Source organism: Streptomyces yokosukanensis, assembly GCF_001514035.1.
GTDB lineage: Bacteria > Actinomycetota > Actinomycetes > Streptomycetales > Streptomycetaceae > Streptomyces > Streptomyces yokosukanensis.
In genome coordinates this window covers 240,482-258,549 of the sequence record NZ_KQ948208.1, presented here as the reverse complement: position 1 = coordinate 258,549, position 18,068 = coordinate 240,482, and the positions used below count along the sequence as shown (strand labels likewise).

Below are 18,068 nucleotides of genomic sequence, written 5' to 3'. Positions count from 1 at the left end.
TGGAGAAAATCCTTCAGTCAGGGGCGCCCGCTATTTGACGCCCGACTCTGTACTGCAAGGGTACGGGCGGTACGGCGTCCTCACAGAGGCCGTACCGCCCGAAACCCCGAAACCAGCGGAGCGCTGCGTGTCAGACGCGGCGGCGCGGGTCACCCCCGCTCACGCGGGGAAGGCCGCCGCACCGGATCAAACGCGGCGGCGCTTCGGCGGACGGCAGCCGTTGTGCGGGGTCGGGGTGACGTCCTGGATGGAGCCGACCTCGAGGCCCGTGGCCTGCAGGGAGCGGATCGCGGTCTCACGACCGGAGCCCGGGCCCTTGACGAACACGTCGACCTTGCGCATGCCGTGCTCCTGGGCGCGGCGGGCAGCCGACTCGGCGGCCATCTGCGCGGCGAACGGCGTGGACTTCCGGGAGCCCTTGAAGCCGACGTGGCCGGCGGAGGCCCAGGAGATCACGTTGCCGGACGGGTCCGTGATCGAGACGATCGTGTTGTTGAACGTGCTCTTGATGTGCGCGTGGCCGTGAGCGACGTTCTTCTTTTCCTTGCGGCGCACCTTCTTGGCAGCGCCCTGACGTCCCTTGGGGGGCATCTACTAACTCCTACGGGAGGTGGTCGGTCCTACAGCGAAGACCGTGGACAGGTGTCCGCTGCGGACTACTTCTTGCCCGGCTTCTTCTTGCCGGCGATGGCGCGACGCGGGCCCTTGCGGGTACGGGCGTTGGTGCTGGTGCGCTGACCGCGGACAGGCAGACCGCGACGGTGACGGAGACCCTGGTAGCAGCCGATCTCGACCTTGCGGCGGATGTCGGCCTGGATCTCGCGACGGAGGTCACCCTCGGTCTTGATGTTGTTGTCGACGTACTCGCGGATCGCGACGAGCTGCTCTTCGCTCAGGTCACGAACACGGGTGTTCGGGTCGATGCCCGTCTCCGCCAGCGTCTGCTGCGAAAGGGTCCGGCCGATGCCGAACACATAGGTGAGGGCGACCTCCACGCGCTTTTCGCGCGGGATGTCAACACCGGAAACGCGTGCCATTCAATGGCTCCTGGTGATCTTCGGAGGTCTTCCGCAAGACCGGCTCCCGGCCGCCGTACCAGGTACGAACCGGGTCCCCGGCCTCCGAACCGGGGGTGTCGAGCTGGATGGCTCGGGTCCTGCGTATGAACAAATTCAGCTTGCGTCGCGCGAATCCCTGCGATGAATGCAGAGGGTTCGGTCCTGCGTCAGCCCTGGCGCTGCTTGTGGCGCGGGTTCTCGCAGATGACCATGACCCGACCGTGACGGCGGATCACCCTGCACTTGTCGCAGATCTTCTTGACGCTCGGCTTGACCTTCATGGGATTGAGGTTCTCCGGGTCAGTGCCACCACCCCGCCGAAACGGGATGCGGGCAAGATCTACTTGTACCGGTAGACGATCCGGCCACGCGTCAGGTCGTACGGAGACAACTCCACCACGACCCGGTCGTCAGGGAGGATGCGGATGTAGTGCATACGCATCTTGCCGCTGATGTGTGCCAGGACCTGGTGGCCGTTCTGGAGCTCGACCTTGAACATGGCGTTCGGAAGAGACTCGACGACAGTGCCCTCGATCTCGATGGCACCTTGCTTCTTGGCCACGCTTCGCCCTTCGAATCGACTACCTTGATCGACTCTCACGCGAGCATGCGGACATGCGGGTGCACGAGAGCCGACGAGTCAGTCTACGTCGGCGCACCCTGAAAGGCGAATCGAGGAAGTCTGCCCTACGGAGAAGATCACTAAGCGAGCGGGTCCGGAGCAGCCGTGATGCCGTACTCCGCCAGCTTCGCCCTGCCGCCGCCCCATCCTCGACGCCGCCCTCACGGGCTCGGCGCCGGGGGCGCCTCACAAGCTTCGAGCGGCTGCGCCGGCCTCCGACCGGCGGCGGCCGTGGCGCGGGCCGCCGTCAGCCCAGCGGGTCCGGCGCCGCCGTGATGCCGTACTCCGCCAGCTTCGCCCTGCCGCCGTCCGGGGCCGTCAGGACCAGCGGGCCCTGCTCGGTGAGGGCGACCGAGTGCTCCCAGTGGGAGGACCAGGTGCCGTCCGTCGTGATGACCGTCCAGTCGTCCGACAGGACCTCCGTGCGCGCCGTGCCGAGCGAGACCATCGGCTCGATCGCGAGACAGAAGCCGGGCACCAGCTTGGGCCCCTTGCCACGGCGGCGGTCGACGTAGTTCAGCAGATGCGGGTCCATGTGCATCTCGGTGCCGATGCCGTGGCCGCCGTAGTCCTCGATGATCCCGTACTTGCCGCCGCCCGGCTTCGGCTGGCGGCGGATGTACGTCTCGATGGCGCGGGAGATGTCGATCAGGCGGTTGCCCTGCTTCATGGCCGCGATACCGGCCCACATGGACTCTTCCGTCACCCGGGACAGCTCGACCAGCTCCGGAGCGTGACCGGAGCCCACGAAGGCCGTGTAGGCGGCGTCGCCGTGCCAGCCGTCGATGATCGCGCCGCAGTCGATGGAGATGACGTCGCCGTCCTTGAGGACCACGTCGTCGGAGGGGATGCCATGGACGACCACGTCGTTCACGGAGGTGCAGATGGTCGCCGGGAAGCCGCCGTAGCCCAGGAAGTTCGACTTCGCACCGTGCTCGGCGAGGACCTTGCGGGCGACATCGTCCAGGTCCTTGGTGGAGGCACCGGGCACCGCGGCCACTCGGGTCGCCGCGTGGATGGCGGCTACGACCAGGCCCGCAGCCCGCATCTTGGCGATCTGGTCGGGCGTCTTGATCTGCACCATGGGGGCCTGCGCTCTCCGTCACTCACGTGGGCTGGGTTACCTGTACAACACTACGGCCGCGGCGCCCTGGAGGGCACCGCGGCCGGAAGGGCCGGGAGGCTACTGCTGGGCCGTCTGGGGCTGCAGAGCCTTGAGCGCCCGCTGCGTGATCTCGTCCACGGGGCCCAGGGACGAGATCGTCACGACCAGGTCCTGCGCCTTGTAGTAGTCGATGATCGGCTCGGTCTGTGTGTGGTAGACCTCGAGCCGGGTGCGGACGGTGTCCTCGGAGTCGTCGTCGCGCTGGTACAGCTCACCGCCGCAGACGTCGCAGACGCCCTCCTTCTTCGGCGGGCTGTACGTCACGTGGAAGACGTGCGAGGAGTCGTTGCGGCAGATGCGGCGGCCGGCGATGCGCTTGACGACCTCGCCCTCCGGGACCTCCAGGTCCAGGACGGCGTCCAGCCTGATGCCCTCGGTCTCGAGCAGCTCGTCCAGCGCCTCGGCCTGCTGCACGTTCCGCGGGAAGCCGTCCAGAAGGAAGCCGTTCACGGCGTCCGGCTGCTCCATGCGGTCCTTGGCCATCGCGATGGTGACCTCGTCCGGGACGAGGTTGCCGGCGTCCATGTAGGACTTCGCGAGCTTGCCCAGCTCGGTCTGCTGGCTGATGTTGGCCCGGAACAGGTCGCCCGTGGAGATGTGCGGGATGGCCAGCTCCTTGGCGAGCCGAACGGCTTGCGTTCCCTTACCGGCGCCCGGCGGCCCGACGAGGACGATACGCATCAGCGGAGGAACCCTTCGTAATTGCGCTGCTGGAGCTGGCTCTCGATCTGCTTCACCGTCTCGAGACCGACACCCACGATGATCAGGATGCTCGTCCCGCCGAAGGGGAAGTTCTGGCTTGCCCCGAAGCCGACCAACGCCATTGTCGGTACGAGAGCGATCAGACCCAGATACAGCGAACCCGGCCAGGTGATCCGATTGAGCACATAGCTGAGGTACTCAGCGGTCGGTCGGCCAGCCCGGATGCCCGGGATGAAGCCACCATACTTCTTCATGTTGTCGGCTACTTCCTCGGGGTTGAAGGAGATAGCCACGTAGAAGAACGCGAAGAAAACGATGAGCAAGAAGTACGAAATGATGTAAATCGGGTGGTCGCCCTTGGTCAGGTTGTTGGTGACCCAGTCCTTCCAGCCCGACTTTCCTCCCGCGAACTGCGCCACGAGCGCCGGGATGTACAGCAGCGACGAGGCGAAGATGACGGGAATCACACCCGCCTGGTTCACCTTGAGCGGGATGTACGTGGACGTACCACCGTAGGAGCGACGGCCGATCATGCGCTTCGCGTACTGCACCGGGATACGGCGCTGAGCCTGCTCGACGAAGACCACGAGCCCGACCATGACCAGGCCGACCAGGATCACCGTGCCGAACTCGATCCAGCCGCCGGCCAGGGTGCCCTGCTTCTTGATGGCCCACAGCGCGGAGGGGAAGGTGGCGGCGATCGAGATGAACATCAGGATCGACATGCCGTTGCCGATGCCACGGTCGGTGATCAGCTCACCCAGCCACATCACGACACAGGTGCCCGCGGTCATGCAGACGACCATGGTGATCGTGGAGAAGATCGACTGGTTCGGGACGATCGAGCCGGCGACCTGACACCCGTTGAAGAGCGCGCCGCTGCGGGCGGTGGCGACCAGACCGGTGCCCTGGAGGATGGCCAGCGCCACCGTCAGGTACCGCGTGTACTGCGTGATCTTCGCAGTGCCGGCCTGGCCCTCCTTCTTCAGGGCTTCCAGACGCGGGATCACCACGGTCAGCAGCTGCAGAATGATGCTCGCCGTGATGTACGGCATGATGCCGAGCGCGAAGATGGTGATCTGCAGCAGCGCTCCGCCGCTGAACATGTTGACCAGCCCGAAGAGGCCCTGGTTGCCGGAGGCCTCCCGGACGCACTCCTGGACGGCCTTGTAGTTGACGCCCGGGATCGGAATGTGGGTACCGACGCGGTACACCACGATGATGCCCAGCGTGAAGAGCAGCTTCTTGCGCAGGTCGGGCGTCCTGAACGCCCGGGCGAACGCGGTGAGCACGGTGCCTCCTGCGACCCCCGCGCAACTGCGTCAAGGGTGACGGTCTTGAGGTTCGACGGATACAGACGAATAGCTAACGGACAACTGCCGCTCAGGGTGCCCCATGGGAAGCACCCGGTGAAAGTAGGCAGTGCTGGCCACCTTACCGGCGAGAGCACCGCCCTAGGAACGACCAACCGGGGATACCCCTTTTGTGGGGTATCCCCGGTCGGGATCGTTCATGTCATCGAGGGACCTGAGAAACTCAGACCAGCTCGGTGACCGTACCGCCGGCGGCGGTGATCTTCTCCTTGGCGGAGCCGGAGACGGCGTCGACCGTCACCTGCAGCGCCACGGAGATCTCGCCCTGGCCGAGCACCTTGACGAGGCTGTTCTTGCGAACGGCACCCTTGGCCACCAGACCCTCGACGGTGACCTCGCCACCCTCGGGGTACAGCGCGGCCAGCTTGTCGAGGTTCACGACCTGGAACTCGGTCTTGAACGGGTTCTTGAAGCCCTTCAGCTTCGGAAGGCGCATGTGGAGCGGCATCTGGCCACCCTCGAAGCGCTCCGGAACCTGGTAACGGGCCTTCGTACCCTTCGTACCACGACCGGCCGTCTTACCCTTCGACGCCTCACCACGACCCACACGGGTCTTGGCAGTCTTGGCGCCGGGGGCGGGACGGAGGTTGTGGATCTTCAGCGGGTTCTGCTCCGCCATGATCAGTCGACCTCCTCGACCGTCACGAGGTGGCGGACGGTGTGCACCATTCCGCGGAACTCGGGGCGGTCCTCCTTGACGACCACGTCGTTGACCCTCTTCAGGCCAAGCGAGCGCAGGGTGTCGCGGTGGTTCTGCTTGCTACCGATGTAGGACTTGACCTGCGTGATCTTGAGCTGAGCCATCACGCACCCGCCCCGGCACGCGCACGCAGCAGAGCCGCGGGAGCGACGTCCTCGAGAGGCAGACCACGGCGGGCCGCGACCTCCTCCGGACGCTGCAGGCCCTTCAGGGCCTCCACGGTCGCGTGCACGATGTTGATCGCGTTGTCGGAGCCGAGCGACTTCGACAGGATGTCGTGGATACCGGCGCACTCGAGCACGGCACGCACCGGACCACCGGCGATAACACCGGTACCCGGGGACGCGGGCTTGAGCAGCACGACGCCGGCAGCCTTCTCACCCTGGATCGGGTGCGGGATGGTGCCCTGGATACGGGGGACCTTGAAGAAGTGCTTCTTGGCCTCCTCAACGCCCTTGGCGATGGCGGCCGGCACCTCCTTAGCCTTGCCGTAACCGACACCCACGGTGCCGTCACCGTCGCCCACCACGACCAGCGCGGTGAAGCTGAAGCGACGACCACCCTTCACAACCTTGGCGACGCGGTTGATCGCGACAACGCGCTCAACGTACGCGGTCTTCTCGGCGGCAGCAGCGCCGCCGTCACGGCCCTTCCGGTCCCGCCGCTCGCCGCCACCGGCACCGCCACCGCGGCGCTGGGGTCCAGCCATTGGAATTACCTCTCTCTTTTTCCGCTAGCTACGGCAGGCTCAGAACTTGAGCCCGGCTTCGCGGGCGGCGTCCGCCAGGGCGGCGATGCGCCCGGCGTACTGGTTGCCACCTCGGTCGAACACGACAGCCTCGACACCGGCGGCCTTGGCACGCTCGGCGACCAGGGCGCCGACCTGCTTCGCCTGGGCGGACTTGTCGCCCTCGCCACCGCGGACGGACGCGTCCAGGGTGGACGCGGACGCCAGGGTGTGGCCCTTGAGGTCGTCGATCACCTGCGCCACGATGTGGCGGTTGGAGCGGGTCACGACCAGACGGGGGCGCTCCGCCGTACCGGCGATCCGCTTGCGGATCCGGATGTGACGGCGCTTGATCGCGGCGCGCTTGTAGGCGTCGCCCTTGAGGATCTTCTGCCCGTATGCCATGGCTTACTTACCCGCCTTTCCGACCTTGCGGCGGATGACTTCGCCCTCGTACTTGACGCCCTTGGCCTTGTACGGGTCAGGCTTGCGCAGCTTGCGGATGTTGGCCGCAACCTCGCCGACCTTCTGCTTGTCGATGCCCTCGACCGAGAACCGGGTGGGGGCCTCCACCTTGAAGGTGATGCCCTCGGGGGCCTCGACGACGATCGGGTGGCTGTAGCCGAGAGCGAACTCCAGGTTCGAACCCTTGGCGGTCACTCGGTAACCGACACCGCTGATCTCGAGCTTCTTCACGTAACCCTGGGTCACGCCGGTGATCATGTTCGCCACCAGCGTGCGGGACAGGCCGTGCAGGGCCTTGTTCTGACGCTCGTCGTTCGGACGGGTGACGTTCAGCACGCCGTCCTCACCCTTGACGATGTCGATCGGCGCGACGACGGTGTGGGTCAGCGTGCCCTTGGGGCCCTTGACCGAGACCGTACGGCCGTCGATGGTGACGTCCACGCCGGCGGGAACCGTGATGGGGAGCTTGCCAATACGCGACATAGCTGTTTCCTCCGTTCCCTTCCGTTACCAGACGTAGGCGAGGACTTCCCCACCCACGCCCTTCTTGCCGGCCTGCTTGTCGGTGAGGAGCCCGTGCGACGTGGAGATGATCGCCACGCCGAGGCCGCCGAGCACCTTCGGCAGGTTGGTGGACTTCGCGTACACCCGGAGACCGGGCTTGGAGATCCGCTTGATGCCCGCAATGGAGCGCTCACGGTTCGGGCCGAACTTCAGCTCGAGAACGAGGTTCTTGCCGACCTCGGCGTCCTCGACCTTCCAGCCCGTGATGAAGCCCTCCTGCTGGAGGATCTCCGCGATGTGCGACTTGATCTTCGATGCCGGCATCGTCACGGAGTCGTGGTATGCCGAGTTCGCGTTCCGCAGACGCGTAAGCATGTCTGCGATCGGATCAGTCATGGTCATGAATTGGCCTTCGGCCTCTCTCGCCGGGGTTTCCTGGTGCGCCATCCCTCTCCCCGATCCGAGACGGGGCGGGTGCGGCGCGGTGGACCTACGGCGTAGTAAGTCGTACGGGCGCGGCAGACGCCCAACCCCACAAGCCTACGGCATGTGGAGAAGGGCCCCTGCCGACCCAGATGCTTACCGAGAGCTTCAGGAATCCCTAAAAGCAGGGATTACCAGGAGCTCTTGGTCACGCCCGGCAGCTCGCCACGGTGAGCCATCTCACGAAGGCACACGCGGCACAGGCCGAACTTGCGGTACACGGAGTGCGGACGGCCGCAGCGCTGGCAGCGGGTGTAGCCACGCACACCGAACTTGGGCTTGCGAGCAGCCTTAGCGATCAGAGCCTTCTTCGCCATCTCGCTCACGCCTCCTTGAAGGGGAAGCCGAGGTGACGAAGGAGCGCACGGCCCTCAGCGTCGTTGGTCGCCGTGGTCACCACGGTGATGTCCATACCCCGGGTGCGGTCGATCTTGTCCTGGTCGATCTCGTGGAACATGACCTGCTCCGTGAGACCGAAGGTGTAGTTGCCACGGCCGTCGAACTGCTTGGGGGAAAGGCCGCGGAAGTCGCGGATGCGCGGCAGCGCGAGCGACAGGGTGCGGTCCAGGAACTCCCACATGCGGTCGCCACGGAGCGTGACGTGGGCACCGATCGGCTGGCCCTCACGCAGCTTGAACTGCGCGATGGACTTGCGGGCCTTGGTGACCTGCGGCTTCTGGCCGGTGATCGTGGTGAGGTCGCGGATGGCGCCCTCGATCAGCTTGGAGTCGCGGGCGGCGTCGCCCACACCCATGTTGACCACGATCTTGACGAGGCCGGGGATCTGCATGACGTTCTCGTACTTGAACTCGTCACGCAGCTTGCCCGCGATCTCCTCGCGGTACTTCTGCTTCAGACGCGGAGTGGTGGTGGTAGCCATCAGATGTCCTCACCCGTCCGCTTGGCAACGCGGATCTTGTTGCCTTCGTCGTCGAAGCGGTAGCCGACACGCGTGACGACCTTGTTGCCGTCCTTCTCAACGACCAGCTGGACGTTGGAGACGTGGATCGGCGCCTCGGTGGTGACGATGCCGCCCGCCTGCGAACCGCTGGCGGTCGGGCCGGCCTTGGTGTGCTTCTTGACCCGGTTGACACCCTCGACCAGGACGCGGTCCTCGCGGGGGAAGGCCGCGATGACCTTGCCCTGCTTGCCCTTGTCCTTGCCGGTGATGACCTGGACCAGGTCGCCCTTCTTGATCTTCATGCTTACAGCACCTCCGGCGCGAGCGAGATGATCTTCATGAACTTCTTCTCGCGCAGCTCACGGCCGACCGGGCCGAAGATACGGGTGCCGCGAGGGTCGCCGTCGTTCTTCAGAATGACGGCGGCGTTCTCGTCGAAGCGGATGTACGAGCCGTCCGGACGGCGGCGCTCCTTGACGGTGCGAACGATGACCGCCTTGACGACGTCACCCTTCTTCACGTTGCCACCGGGGATCGCGTCCTTGACGGTGGCGACGATGACGTCACCGATGCCCGCGTAGCGGCGACCGGAGCCACCGAGCACACGGATGCAAAGGATTTCCTTCGCACCAGTGTTGTCGGCGACACGCAGTCGCGACTCCTGCTGGATCACGTCTATCTCCTGTTTGTCTGCCGGTTCCCCGGGAGCCGCTCAGATGAGCGGCTCCCGGAGCCTGGCGGAACTGTCCTGCGAGGGATGCCCCGCAGGAACGTACTTTTTGGAATTCCCTTGCGGGAACTGCCTACTTGGCCTTCTCGAGGATCTCGACGACGCGCCAGCGCTTCGTCGCGGACAGCGGCCGGGTCTCCATGAGGAGGACGCGGTCGCCGACACCCGCGGCGTTCTGCTCGTCGTGCGCCTTGAGCTTGTTGGTACGGCGGATGACCTTGCCGTACAGCGCGTGCTTGACGCGGTCCTCGACGGCGACGACGACGGTCTTGTCCATCTTGTCGCTGACGACGAGACCCTCACGGGTCTTGCGGAAACCGCGCGCCTCTGCGTTCTCAGTCACGTTCTTCTCGCTCATCAGGCGTTCTCCACCGTTTCGATGCCCAGCTCACGCTCGCGCATCAGGGTGTAGATCCGCGCGATGTCCTTGCGGACCGCCTTCAGACGGCCATGGTTCTCGAGCTGACCCGTCGCCGCCTGGAAGCGGAGGTTGAACAGCTCTTCCTTGGCCTCGCGGAGCTTCGCCAGAAGCTCCTCGTTGCCCAGCTCGCGCAGCTCGGACGCCTTGGTACCGGCCGACATCACGCTTCACCTGCCTCGCGCTTGACGATCCGGCACTTCATCGGCAGCTTGTGGGCTGCGCGAGTCAGGGCCTCACGGGCGATCTTCTCGTTGGGGTACGACAGCTCGAACATCACGCGTCCGGGCTTGACGTTGGCGATCCACCACTCCGGCGAACCCTTACCGGAACCCATGCGGGTCTCGGCCGGCTTCTTGGTGAGGGGACGGTCCGGGTAAATGTTGATCCAGACCTTGCCACCACGCTTGATGTGACGCGTCATGGCGATACGAGCGGCCTCGATCTGACGGTTCGTCACATACGCCGGGGTGAGCGCCTGGATGCCGTACTCGCCGAACGCAACCGTCGTGCCACCCTTGGCAGCGCCGGAGCGCTTCGGGTGGTGCTGCTTGCGGTGCTTGACCCTACGGGGGATCAGCATGTCGGTCAGGCCTCCGTTCCGGTGCTCTCAGCCGGAGCCTCGGCCTTCGGAGCCTCGGCCTTGGGGGCCTCGGCGCCGGCAGCCTGCTGCGGCTTGCGACCGCGCCGCTCGCCACCGCGGCCACCACGGGCCGGGCGGTCGGCACCACCACGGGCCGGGCGGTTACCCGCACGGGCCGCAGCGTTCTCGGCGCGGACCTCGGCGATGTTCTTGACGTCGCCCTTGTAGATCCAGACCTTCACACCGATGCGGCCGAAGGTCGTCTTGGCCTCGAAGAAGCCGTAGTCCACGTTCGCGCGGAGCGTGTGCAGGGGCACACGGCCCTCGCGGTAGAACTCCGAGCGGGACATCTCGGCGCCGCCGAGGCGGCCACCGCACTGGATCTTGATGCCCTTGGCGCCGGCCTTCATCGCCGACTGCATGCTCTTACGCATGGCGCGGCGGAAGGAGACGCGGGAGGAGAGCTGCTCGGCAACGGCCTGGGCAACCAGCTGAGCGTCGGTCTCGGGGTTCTTGACCTCGAGGATGTTCAGCTGGACCTGCTTGCCCGTGAGCTTCTCGAGGTCACCGCGGATGCGGTCGGCCTCGGCGCCACGGCGGCCGATGACGATGCCCGGACGAGCGGTGTGGATGTCCACACGCACGCGGTCACGGGTGCGCTCGATCTCCACCTTGGAGATACCGGCGCGCTCCATGCCGGACGTCATCATCCGACGGATGGCGACGTCTTCCTTGACGTAGTCCTTGTACAGCTTGTCGGCGTACCAACGCGACTTGAAGTCGGTCGTGACACCGAGCCGGAACCCATGCGGGTTAACCTTCTGGCCCATTACCGGGTTCCTTCCTTGCTGCTGACGACCACGGTGATGTGGCTGGTCCGCTTGCGGATCCGGTAGGCACGGCCCTGGGCGCGCGGACGGAACCGCTTCAGGGTCGGGCCCTCGTCGACGTACGCCTCGGAGATGTAGAGGCTGTCGGCGTCGGTGTGGTCGTAGTTGTGCGCGGCGTTGGCGATGGCGCTGTCGAGCACCTTGCCGACCGGCACGGAGGCTGCCTGCGGAGCGAATCGCAGAACAGCCTGAGCCTCCGTGGCATCCATGCCACGGATCAGGTCCACCACGCGGCGGGCCTTCATGGGCGTGACGCGGATGTACCGCGCCTGGGCCCTGGCTTCCATGGTTGTCCCTCTCAGTTACTTACGTGTCTGAATGCGATCCGCTACTAGCGGCGCTTCGACTTCCGGTCGTCCTTGACGTGACCCCGGAAGGTACGCGTCGGCGAGAACTCGCCGAGCTTGTGGCCGACCATCGACTCGGTGACGAACACCGGGATGTGGGTCTTGCCGTTGTGCACCGCGAGCGTGTGGCCCAGCATGGCCGGGACGATCATGGAGCGACGGGACCAGGTCTTGATGACGTTCTTGGTGCCGGCTTCGTTCTGGGCGTCCACCTTCTTGATCAGGTGGTCGTCGACGAAGGGCCCCTTCTTCAGGCTACGAGGCATCTCAACCCGTCCTTAGCGCTTCTTGTTCGTCTTGCGGCGGCGGACGATGTACTTGTTCGACGCCTTCTTGGGCGAACGAGTACGGCCTTCCTTCTTGCCCCACGGGGACACAGGGTGGCGGCCACCGGAGGTCCGGCCCTCACCACCACCGTGCGGGTGGTCGACCGGGTTCATGACGACACCACGGACGGTCGGGCGAACGCCCAGCCACCGCTTACGGCCGGCCTTGCCCCAGTTGATGTTGCTCTGCTCGGCGTTGCCGACCTCACCGATGGTGGCGCGGCAGCGGACGTCGACCAGGCGGATCTCACCGGACGGCATGCGCAGGTGGGCCATCGAGCCCTCCTTCGCGAGCAGCTGCACGGAGGCACCGGCGGAGCGGGCGAACTTGGCACCGCCACCGGGACGGAGCTCGATCGCGTGGATCGTGGTACCGACCGGGATGTTGCGGAGGGCCAGGTTGTTGCCCGGCTTGATGTCGGCCCCGGGACCGTTCTCGACGCGGTCACCCTGCTGCAGGTTGCGCGGGGCGAGGATGTAGCGCTTCTCGCCGTCGGCGTAGTGCAGCAGCGCGATGCGCGCGGTGCGGTTGGGGTCGTACTCGATGTGCGCGACCTTCGCCGGCACGCCGTCCTTGTCGTGACGACGGAAGTCGATCAGACGGTAGGCGCGCTTGTGTCCGCCACCCTGGTGGCGAACGGTCACACGACCGGCGTTGTTACGGCCGCCCTTGCTGTGCAGGGGACGGACCAGCGACTTCTCCGGCGTGGACCGCGTGACCTCGACGAAGTCGGCGACGCTGGCGCCACGACGGCCCGGCGTAGTCGGCTTGTACTTGCGGATTCCCATTTCTCAGTCCTCGTCCGATATCGGACGATCCGGACCGCCCTTAGGCGGTCGGACCGCCGAAGATGTCGATACGGTCGCCCTCGGCGAGGGTCACGATCGCGCGCTTGGTCCCGGCACGCTGGCCGAAGCCGGTGCGGGTCCGCTTGCGCTTGCCCTGACGGTTGATCGTGTTGACCCCGGTGACCTTGACCGAGAAGACCGCCTGGACGGCCTGCTTGATCTGGGTCTTGTTGGCGTTCGGGTCGACGATGAACGTGTACTTGTTCTCGTCGAGGAGCGCGTAGCTCTTCTCGGAGACGACCGGCTTCAGCAGGACGTCACGGGGGTCCGTGAACGACTTGCTCAGCGGGGTCTCGACGGTGTTCTTGCCCTCGGTGGCGTGGCGCTTCGCCTTGGCGATGCGCGCGACCTTGGCGGCCTTGGCGGCCTTCGAGGCAATGCTCGGGTGACGGGTAGCCATCAGACCTCGGTCCCTTCGGTGTCGTTGGCCTTCGGGCCGGCGACGAAGGACTCGAAAGCGGCCTGGGTGAAGACCACGTCGTCCGAGACGATCACGTCGTACGTGTTCAGCTGGCCCGGCTCCAGGATGTGGACCTGGGGCAGGTTGCGGGCGGACAGCCACGCGGCCTCGTCGGCGCGGTCGATGACCAGGAGCAGGTTCTTGCGCTCCGAGATCTTGCCGAACAGCGTGCGAGCGGCCTTGGTGCTGGGGTTCTCGCCCTCGATCACGCCGGTGACGACGTGGATGCGGTTGTGACGCGCCCGGTCGGTGAGGGCGTGACGCAGAGCGGCAGCCTTCATCTTCTTCGGGGTGCGCTGCGAGTAGTCACGCGGCTGCGGGCCGTGGACGACGCCACCGCCGGCGAACTGCGGCGCGCGGGTCGAGCCCTGACGGGCGCGGCCGGTGCCCTTCTGGCGGTAAGGCTTCTTGCCACCACCACGGACCTCGCCACGGGTCTTCGTCTTGTGCGTGCCCTGGCGGGCGGCCGCGTTCTGCGCGACGACGACCTGGTGGATCAGCGGGATGCTGACCTTCTCCACGCCGAAGATCTCCGCGGGGAGCTCGACGCTTCCGGTCTTCTCGCCGGCAGGCGAAAGGATGTCAACAGTGCTCATCGTTTACCTCAGGCCCCCTTGGCCGCGGTGCGGACCAGGACGAGGCCGCCGTTCGGACCGGGAACCGCGCCCTTGATGAGCAGCAGACCCTTCTCCGCGTCAACGGCGTGGACGGTCAGGTTCTGGGTGGTGACACGCTCGTTGCCCATGCGACCCGCCATGCGGAGGCCCTTGAACACGCGGCCCGGGGTGGCGCAGCCACCGATGGAACCGGGCGAGCGGTGCTTGCGCTGGGTGCCGTGACCGGCGCCGAGGCCCTTGAAGTTGTGACGCTTCATGACACCGGCGAAGCCCTTGCCCTTGCTCTTGCCGGTGACGTCGACCTTCACGCCGGCCTCGAAGACCTCAGCGGTGACTTCCTGGCCGAGGGTGTACTCGGAGGCGTCCGCCGTACGGATCTCGACGAGGTGGCGACGGGGGGTGACGTCGGCCTTGGCGAAGTGGCCCTTGAGGGGCTTGTTCACCTTGCGCGGGTCGATCTCGCCGAAGGCGATCTGGACCGACTCGTAGCCGTCGACGTCGTTGGTACGGACCTGGGTGACGACGTTGGGGCCGGCCTTGACGACGGTGACCGGAACAACACGGTTGTTCTCGTCCCACACCTGCGTCATGCCGAGCTTCTCGCCCAGGATGCCCTTGATCTGCTTAGCCATTCTCAGATCACCAGCCCTCAGAGCTTGATCTCGATGTCGACACCGGCCGGGAGGTCGAGTCGCATCAGAGAGTCAACGGTCTTGGGGGTCGGGTCGAGAATGTCGATCAGGCGCTTGTGCGTGCGCATCTCGAAGTGCTCGCGCGAGTCCTTGTACTTGTGCGGCGACTTGATGACGCAGTACACGTTCTTCTCAGTGGGCAGCGGCACCGGGCCCGCGACCGACGCACCAGTGCGGGTCACCGTCTCGACGATCTTCTTCGCCGAGGAGTCGATGACCTCGTGGTCGTAGGCCTTGAGCCGGATGCGGATCTTCTGTCCCGCCATGGCTACTCAGTAGTCCTGTCTCTTCTTACGCTCCGGAACCCGGTGGTACTGCCTTTGCTTCTCCGACCCACGCGGTCGGGCGTGTCGCGCTCCCGCTGACACAGATGCCCCTTGTTCGAACATCCCTGCGGGGAATGCGACGGCCCTTCCGGAACCGCGGACCGGGGACCTTGGGCCCACCGGGTGCCTGGCCGGTGCCGCACCCACACTTCCCGGAAGATTCCCGTACGTCCGCCCCAGTGCTGCCCGAAGGCAGTTAGGGCGACGAGTACTGTGGGACTCGCTTCCGGTCCTCCCGGCGGGAGGCGCGCAGCATCAACACTCGACCGAGCAACTCCGACAGTCTGCCATATGGGCCAGGGGCCTGGCCAATCGAGCCGTAGAGATTACCCCGAAGGTGACGTAGGTCAAACCGGCGGGCGGCGCGGCCCGGCGTGGGTGACGGCGCGGGTCAGCGGGTGCGGCGTCTGCGTACGGCCCAGGTGGCGGTGGCGGCCAGGATCACCACGCCGGTGGCGACGAGGGCGATGGGGCCGAGAGGCGCCCCGGAGCCGTCGGAGGAGTCCGTCGCGGCGGCGGAGACCGGGCCCGTGGACTTGCCGCCCGGCCGCGACGCACCCCCGGAAGGGCTCGGAGCGGGACTCGCGGTCGGGGAACCCTTCGGCGGCACGACGTCGTACGGCGAGGTGTGCGCATCGGGGGCGCCCGGTCGGCCCCTGCCGAGCACGAGGACCTGGCGGGGCCGGACAACGCCGTACCCGAGATAGACGCTGGGCGTGTCCGCGGGCCAGCTGCGGCCCGCGGTGTCCTCCAGGACCCGCCACACCTGCGCGGCCGTCCAGTCGGGGTGCTCGGACCACACCAGCGCCGCGGAGGCCGAGACGATCGCGGAGGCCGCCGCGGTACCGCCGCCGTCGGCGCAGTAGCGGCGGAAGGTGGCGTCGCACCAGCGGGGTATGTCCACGCCGGGCCCGGCGATGTCGACGTCGTCGCCGTGCTGCGAGGTCGGGGTGACGGTTCCGGTGCGGTCCATCGCGCCGACGCCCACCACCTGGTCGTAGGCGGCCGGGTACTGCGGCTTGTTCCCCGCCTTCGCGTTGTCGCCGACGCCCGCGAACATCAGGACGTCCTTCTTGACCGCGCGGTCGAGGGTGCCGTAGCCCCAGAGCTGGGTGCCGATCGGGTACTGGTTGCCGACGGTGATGTCGATGATCTGCGCGCCGTGGTCCACGGCGGCCCGAATGGCCGTCTCCAGTGGGTAGTTGGGGTCGGGCAGCTCGTCGTGCCGGATGGCCGGCACCCGGATCGGGATGATCTTCACGCCGGGCGCGAGCCCCTTCAGGCCGCCCCCCTTGCCCGTGCCCGCGATGAGTTCGGCCGCGGTCGTACCCGCGCCGGTGGTGTCGTGCGTGTCCGTGAGGCTGCCCTTGACCAGGTCGTCCGCGACCAGGGTGTCGACGCCGGGCAGCACCTGGCCGCGCAGCGAGGGCGTGTCCGGGTTCACCCCGGTGCCGATGACGGCGACCTTGATCCCCTTGCCCGTGCCGACCTTCCACATGGCATCGGCGGCCATCTTGTCGAGATACCACTGCCGAGGTGCCGTGTCCGCCGCGGCGGCGAGCGGGGCGGGGCCGGCCACGGCGAGGAGCGCGGCGGCGGCGACGGCGCCGGTACGAAACGCTTGATGCATGCCGGTATTGGATCATCACGGTTCGCGGGCGCTGTGAAGAGCCTGCGCGCAGCGCGGGGTGAGGGGCCGGGACGGTGGCGGGCGGACACGCGGAAGAGGCCCGCACGACCGAAGTCGTACGGGCCTCTTCGCAGGTCGGAGACCTTCAGGTCGGTTGACCCTCAAGCAAGCGGTACTTACTTGACGATCTTGGTGACCTGGCCGGCGCCCACGGTGCGGCCACCCTCACGGATGGCGAACTTCAGGCCCTCTTCCATGGCGACCGGCTGGATCAGCTGGACGGACATCTCGGTGTTGTCGCCCGGCATGACCATCTCGGTGCCCTCGGGGAGGGTCACAACGCCCGTCACGTCCGTCGTACGGAAGTAGAACTGCGGACGGTAGTTGTTGAAGAACGGCGTGTGGCGGCCACCCTCGTCCTTGGACAGGATGTAGGCCTGGGCCTCGAACTCGGTGTGCGGGGTGACCGAGCCCGGCTTGATGATGACCTGGCCGCGCTCGACGTCCTCGCGCTTGATGCCACGGAGCAGCAGACCGACGTTCTCACCGGCCTGGCCCTCGTCGAGCAGCTTACGGAACATCTCGATGCCGGTGACCGTGGTGGTGGTCTTCTCCTGCTTGATGCCCACGATGTCGACGGTCTCGTTGACCTTGAGGACACCACGCTCGATACGGCCGGTGACGACCGTACCGCGACCGGTGATCGTGAAGACGTCCTCGATCGGCATCAGGAACGGCTTGTCGACATCACGCTCGGGCTGCGGGATGTTCTCGTCGACGGCCTTCATCAGCTCGAGGACGGTCTGGGTCCACTCGGGGTCGCCCTCAAGCGCCTTCAGCGCGGAGACCTTGACGACCGGCAGGTCGTCGCCCGGGAACTCGTACTCGGAGAGGAGCTCACGGACCTCGAGCTCGACGAGCTCCAGGATCTCCTCGTCGTCCACCATGTCGGCCTTGTTCAGGGCGACGACGATGTACGGAACGCCGACCTGGCGGGCCAGGAGGACGTGCTCCTTGGTCTGCGGCATCGGGCCGTCGGTGGCGGCGACCACGAGGATCGCGCCGTCCATCTGCGCGGCACCGGTGATCATGTTCTTGATGTAGTCCGCGTGACCCGGGCAGTCGACGTGGGCGTAGTGACGCGCCTCGGTCTGGTACTCGACGTGCGCGATGGAGATGGTGATACCGCGCTGACGCTCCTCGGGCGCCTTGTCGATGTTGTCGAACGCGGTGGCCTCGTTCAGGTCCGGGTACGCGTCGTGCAGCACCTTGGTAATGGCGGCCGTGAGGGTCGTCTTACCGTGGTCGATGTGACCGATGGTGCCGATGTTGACGTGCGGCTTAGTCCGCTCGAACTTCGCCTTCGCCACTGGGGTCCTCCTGTGGAGTGGTTCTGTACGCCTTACTTCATCGGCGCCAGGTGATCTTTGCTGGAAAGCCCGGAACCCGGGGCAAACATCCAGGAATGTGGGTGTTTGCCCCTTGAGGCTCCGGAGTCAA

The 18,068-nt window shown here is 66.5% G+C and carries 30 protein-coding genes; all 30 read right to left on the bottom strand.

Annotation, left to right across the window (positions count from 1 at the left end):
- Positions 1-186: 186 nt before the first annotated feature.
- A complete protein-coding gene (rpsK, locus tag AQI95_RS07780; RefSeq protein ID WP_003956432.1) occupies positions 187-591 on the bottom strand; it encodes a 30S ribosomal protein S11 in 405 nt (134 codons plus the stop codon).
- A gap of 65 nt (positions 592-656) precedes the next feature.
- Entirely contained in the window at positions 657-1,037 is a 381-nt protein-coding gene (rpsM, locus tag AQI95_RS07775) for a 30S ribosomal protein S13 (RefSeq protein ID WP_020135802.1), read from the bottom strand.
- 188 nt (positions 1,038-1,225) lie between these two features.
- Positions 1,226-1,339: a 50S ribosomal protein L36 gene (rpmJ, locus tag AQI95_RS07770; RefSeq protein ID WP_003998809.1), complete on the bottom strand. Its 114-nt coding sequence runs from the start codon at positions 1,337-1,339 to the stop codon at positions 1,226-1,228.
- Positions 1,340-1,398: 59 nt separating this feature from the next.
- Complete coding sequence (gene infA / locus AQI95_RS07765) at positions 1,399-1,620, bottom strand: translation initiation factor IF-1 (protein ID WP_003948620.1); 222 nt, start codon at positions 1,618-1,620, stop codon at positions 1,399-1,401.
- Positions 1,621-1,927: 307 nt separating this feature from the next.
- Entirely contained in the window at positions 1,928-2,764 is an 837-nt protein-coding gene (map, locus tag AQI95_RS07760) for a type I methionyl aminopeptidase (protein ID WP_067119448.1), read from the bottom strand.
- 99 nt (positions 2,765-2,863) lie between these two features.
- On the bottom strand, positions 2,864-3,526 hold the full coding sequence (locus AQI95_RS07755) for an adenylate kinase (RefSeq protein WP_067119445.1): 663 nt from the start codon (positions 3,524-3,526) through the stop codon (positions 2,864-2,866).
- Positions 3,526-4,839, bottom strand: a complete 1,314-nt coding sequence (gene secY / locus AQI95_RS07750) for a preprotein translocase subunit SecY (protein WP_067119443.1) — start codon at positions 4,837-4,839, stop codon at positions 3,526-3,528. The genes AQI95_RS07755 and secY overlap by 1 nt, the downstream gene beginning before the upstream one ends.
- Positions 4,840-5,083: 244 nt before the next feature.
- Positions 5,084-5,539: a 50S ribosomal protein L15 gene (gene rplO, locus AQI95_RS07745; RefSeq protein ID WP_023547373.1), complete on the bottom strand. Its 456-nt coding sequence runs from the start codon at positions 5,537-5,539 to the stop codon at positions 5,084-5,086.
- A gap of 2 nt (positions 5,540-5,541) precedes the next feature.
- Complete coding sequence (rpmD, locus tag AQI95_RS07740) at positions 5,542-5,724, bottom strand: 50S ribosomal protein L30 (protein ID WP_037929587.1); 183 nt, start codon at positions 5,722-5,724, stop codon at positions 5,542-5,544.
- A complete protein-coding gene (rpsE, locus tag AQI95_RS07735) occupies positions 5,724-6,329 on the bottom strand; it encodes a 30S ribosomal protein S5 (protein WP_015658456.1) in 606 nt (201 codons plus the stop codon). Before rpsE ends, rpmD begins: the two co-directional genes overlap by 1 nt.
- A 39-nt stretch (positions 6,330-6,368) precedes the next feature.
- A complete protein-coding gene (gene rplR, locus AQI95_RS07730; RefSeq protein WP_030860987.1) occupies positions 6,369-6,752 on the bottom strand; it encodes a 50S ribosomal protein L18 in 384 nt (127 codons plus the stop codon).
- Between the two features lie 3 nt (positions 6,753-6,755).
- A complete protein-coding gene (gene rplF, locus AQI95_RS07725; protein ID WP_067119441.1) occupies positions 6,756-7,295 on the bottom strand; it encodes a 50S ribosomal protein L6 in 540 nt (179 codons plus the stop codon).
- A 24-nt stretch (positions 7,296-7,319) separates the two neighbouring features.
- Positions 7,320-7,718 (bottom strand): 30S ribosomal protein S8, encoded by a 399-nt coding sequence (gene rpsH, locus AQI95_RS07720; RefSeq protein ID WP_007384075.1) that lies wholly within the window; start codon positions 7,716-7,718, stop codon positions 7,320-7,322.
- Positions 7,719-7,930: 212 nt separating this feature from the next.
- Positions 7,931-8,116 carry a type Z 30S ribosomal protein S14 gene (locus tag AQI95_RS07715; RefSeq protein WP_003948630.1) on the bottom strand — a complete coding sequence of 62 codons (186 nt, stop codon included), beginning with the start codon at positions 8,114-8,116 and terminating at the stop codon, positions 7,931-7,933.
- 5 nt (positions 8,117-8,121) lie between these two features.
- The gene (gene rplE, locus AQI95_RS07710) at positions 8,122-8,679 is read right to left on the bottom strand and encodes a 50S ribosomal protein L5 (protein WP_067119440.1); all 558 of its coding nucleotides are present in this window, start codon (positions 8,677-8,679) and stop codon (positions 8,122-8,124) included.
- Entirely contained in the window at positions 8,679-9,002 is a 324-nt protein-coding gene (gene rplX / locus AQI95_RS07705; RefSeq protein WP_033272457.1) for a 50S ribosomal protein L24, read from the bottom strand. Before rplX ends, rplE begins: the two co-directional genes overlap by 1 nt.
- Before the next feature lie 2 nt (positions 9,003-9,004).
- Complete coding sequence (gene rplN, locus AQI95_RS07700; RefSeq protein ID WP_003998823.1) at positions 9,005-9,373, bottom strand: 50S ribosomal protein L14; 369 nt, start codon at positions 9,371-9,373, stop codon at positions 9,005-9,007.
- 130 nt (positions 9,374-9,503) lie between these two features.
- Positions 9,504-9,788, bottom strand: coding sequence for a 30S ribosomal protein S17 (rpsQ, locus tag AQI95_RS07695; RefSeq protein ID WP_018543912.1), 285 nt, complete (start codon positions 9,786-9,788; stop codon positions 9,504-9,506).
- Positions 9,788-10,012: a 50S ribosomal protein L29 gene (gene rpmC / locus AQI95_RS07690; RefSeq protein WP_007494763.1), complete on the bottom strand. Its 225-nt coding sequence runs from the start codon at positions 10,010-10,012 to the stop codon at positions 9,788-9,790. The genes rpsQ and rpmC overlap by 1 nt, the downstream gene beginning before the upstream one ends.
- Positions 10,012-10,431, bottom strand: a complete 420-nt coding sequence (gene rplP, locus AQI95_RS07685) for a 50S ribosomal protein L16 (RefSeq protein WP_030967307.1) — start codon at positions 10,429-10,431, stop codon at positions 10,012-10,014. Before rplP ends, rpmC begins: the two co-directional genes overlap by 1 nt.
- Before the next feature lie 5 nt (positions 10,432-10,436).
- The gene (rpsC, locus tag AQI95_RS07680; RefSeq protein ID WP_067045333.1) at positions 10,437-11,261 is read right to left on the bottom strand and encodes a 30S ribosomal protein S3; all 825 of its coding nucleotides are present in this window, start codon (positions 11,259-11,261) and stop codon (positions 10,437-10,439) included.
- Positions 11,261-11,608, bottom strand: coding sequence for a 50S ribosomal protein L22 (gene rplV, locus AQI95_RS07675; RefSeq protein ID WP_019329637.1), 348 nt, complete (start codon positions 11,606-11,608; stop codon positions 11,261-11,263). Before rplV ends, rpsC begins: the two co-directional genes overlap by 1 nt.
- A gap of 44 nt (positions 11,609-11,652) precedes the next feature.
- Positions 11,653-11,934 carry a 30S ribosomal protein S19 gene (gene rpsS, locus AQI95_RS07670; RefSeq protein WP_003992359.1) on the bottom strand — a complete coding sequence of 94 codons (282 nt, stop codon included), beginning with the start codon at positions 11,932-11,934 and terminating at the stop codon, positions 11,653-11,655.
- Positions 11,935-11,946: 12 nt separating this feature from the next.
- Positions 11,947-12,783, bottom strand: a complete 837-nt coding sequence (gene rplB, locus AQI95_RS07665; protein ID WP_067119437.1) for a 50S ribosomal protein L2 — start codon at positions 12,781-12,783, stop codon at positions 11,947-11,949.
- A gap of 40 nt (positions 12,784-12,823) precedes the next feature.
- Positions 12,824-13,243: a 50S ribosomal protein L23 gene (gene rplW, locus AQI95_RS07660; RefSeq protein ID WP_067119434.1), complete on the bottom strand. Its 420-nt coding sequence runs from the start codon at positions 13,241-13,243 to the stop codon at positions 12,824-12,826.
- Positions 13,243-13,899 carry a 50S ribosomal protein L4 gene (gene rplD, locus AQI95_RS07655; RefSeq protein WP_067119432.1) on the bottom strand — a complete coding sequence of 219 codons (657 nt, stop codon included), beginning with the start codon at positions 13,897-13,899 and terminating at the stop codon, positions 13,243-13,245. The genes rplW and rplD overlap by 1 nt, the downstream gene beginning before the upstream one ends.
- An 8-nt stretch (positions 13,900-13,907) precedes the next feature.
- Positions 13,908-14,552, bottom strand: a complete 645-nt coding sequence (rplC, locus tag AQI95_RS07650) for a 50S ribosomal protein L3 (RefSeq protein WP_062706771.1) — start codon at positions 14,550-14,552, stop codon at positions 13,908-13,910.
- A gap of 17 nt (positions 14,553-14,569) precedes the next feature.
- A complete protein-coding gene (rpsJ, locus tag AQI95_RS07645; protein WP_003948644.1) occupies positions 14,570-14,878 on the bottom strand; it encodes a 30S ribosomal protein S10 in 309 nt (102 codons plus the stop codon).
- A 451-nt stretch (positions 14,879-15,329) separates the two neighbouring features.
- Positions 15,330-16,568, bottom strand: a complete 1,239-nt coding sequence (locus AQI95_RS07640) for a S8 family serine peptidase (RefSeq protein ID WP_067119431.1) — start codon at positions 16,566-16,568, stop codon at positions 15,330-15,332.
- A gap of 176 nt (positions 16,569-16,744) precedes the next feature.
- The gene (gene tuf, locus AQI95_RS07635) at positions 16,745-17,938 is read right to left on the bottom strand and encodes an elongation factor Tu (RefSeq protein ID WP_067119429.1); all 1,194 of its coding nucleotides are present in this window, start codon (positions 17,936-17,938) and stop codon (positions 16,745-16,747) included.
- Positions 17,939-18,068 lie beyond the last annotated feature (130 nt).

What these genes read in the sequence shown, in the direction of transcription:
- rplV (WP_019329637.1), bottom strand. Translation starts at nt 11,608, where the DNA reads ATGGAAGCCAGGGCCCAGGCGCGGTACATCCGCGTCACGCCCATGAAG.
- rpsC (WP_067045333.1), bottom strand. Translation starts at nt 11,261, where the DNA reads ATGGGCCAGAAGGTTAACCCGCATGGGTTCCGGCTCGGTGTCACGACC.
- AQI95_RS07755 (WP_067119445.1), bottom strand. Translation starts at nt 3,526, where the DNA reads ATGCGTATCGTCCTCGTCGGGCCGCCGGGCGCCGGTAAGGGAACGCAA.
- rpsQ (WP_018543912.1), bottom strand. Translation starts at nt 9,788, where the DNA reads ATGAGCGAGAAGAACGTGACTGAGAACGCAGAGGCGCGCGGTTTCCGC.
- rplB (WP_067119437.1), bottom strand. Translation starts at nt 12,783, where the DNA reads ATGGGAATCCGCAAGTACAAGCCGACTACGCCGGGCCGTCGTGGCGCC.
- rpmC (WP_007494763.1), bottom strand. Translation starts at nt 10,012, where the DNA reads ATGTCGGCCGGTACCAAGGCGTCCGAGCTGCGCGAGCTGGGCAACGAG.
- rpsE (WP_015658456.1), bottom strand. Translation starts at nt 6,329, where the DNA reads ATGGCTGGACCCCAGCGCCGCGGTGGCGGTGCCGGTGGCGGCGAGCGG.
- rplD (WP_067119432.1), bottom strand. Translation starts at nt 13,899, where the DNA reads ATGAGCACTGTTGACATCCTTTCGCCTGCCGGCGAGAAGACCGGAAGC.
- rplO (WP_023547373.1), bottom strand. Translation starts at nt 5,539, where the DNA reads ATGGCGGAGCAGAACCCGCTGAAGATCCACAACCTCCGTCCCGCCCCC.
- AQI95_RS07715 (WP_003948630.1), bottom strand. Translation starts at nt 8,116, where the DNA reads ATGGCGAAGAAGGCTCTGATCGCTAAGGCTGCTCGCAAGCCCAAGTTC.
- AQI95_RS07640 (WP_067119431.1), bottom strand. Translation starts at nt 16,568, where the DNA reads ATGCATCAAGCGTTTCGTACCGGCGCCGTCGCCGCCGCCGCGCTCCTC.
- rplC (WP_062706771.1), bottom strand. Translation starts at nt 14,552, where the DNA reads ATGGCTAAGCAGATCAAGGGCATCCTGGGCGAGAAGCTCGGCATGACG.
- rplX (WP_033272457.1), bottom strand. Translation starts at nt 9,002, where the DNA reads ATGAAGATCAAGAAGGGCGACCTGGTCCAGGTCATCACCGGCAAGGAC.
- rpsM (WP_020135802.1), bottom strand. Translation starts at nt 1,037, where the DNA reads ATGGCACGCGTTTCCGGTGTTGACATCCCGCGCGAAAAGCGCGTGGAG.
- map (WP_067119448.1), bottom strand. Translation starts at nt 2,764, where the DNA reads ATGGTGCAGATCAAGACGCCCGACCAGATCGCCAAGATGCGGGCTGCG.
- rplF (WP_067119441.1), bottom strand. Translation starts at nt 7,295, where the DNA reads ATGTCGCGTATTGGCAAGCTCCCCATCACGGTTCCCGCCGGCGTGGAC.
- rplR (WP_030860987.1), bottom strand. Translation starts at nt 6,752, where the DNA reads ATGGCATACGGGCAGAAGATCCTCAAGGGCGACGCCTACAAGCGCGCC.
- rplP (WP_030967307.1), bottom strand. Translation starts at nt 10,431, where the DNA reads ATGCTGATCCCCCGTAGGGTCAAGCACCGCAAGCAGCACCACCCGAAG.
- rpmJ (WP_003998809.1), bottom strand. Translation starts at nt 1,339, where the DNA reads ATGAAGGTCAAGCCGAGCGTCAAGAAGATCTGCGACAAGTGCAGGGTG.
- rpsH (WP_007384075.1), bottom strand. Translation starts at nt 7,718, where the DNA reads ATGACCATGACTGATCCGATCGCAGACATGCTTACGCGTCTGCGGAAC.
- rpsK (WP_003956432.1), bottom strand. Translation starts at nt 591, where the DNA reads ATGCCCCCCAAGGGACGTCAGGGCGCTGCCAAGAAGGTGCGCCGCAAG.
- rpmD (WP_037929587.1), bottom strand. Translation starts at nt 5,724, where the DNA reads ATGGCTCAGCTCAAGATCACGCAGGTCAAGTCCTACATCGGTAGCAAG.
- rplE (WP_067119440.1), bottom strand. Translation starts at nt 8,679, where the DNA reads ATGGCTACCACCACCACTCCGCGTCTGAAGCAGAAGTACCGCGAGGAG.
- rpsJ (WP_003948644.1), bottom strand. Translation starts at nt 14,878, where the DNA reads ATGGCGGGACAGAAGATCCGCATCCGGCTCAAGGCCTACGACCACGAG.
- rpsS (WP_003992359.1), bottom strand. Translation starts at nt 11,934, where the DNA reads ATGCCTCGTAGCCTGAAGAAGGGGCCCTTCGTCGACGACCACCTGATC.
- rplW (WP_067119434.1), bottom strand. Translation starts at nt 13,243, where the DNA reads ATGGCTACCCGTCACCCGAGCATTGCCTCGAAGGCCGCCAAGGCCGCC.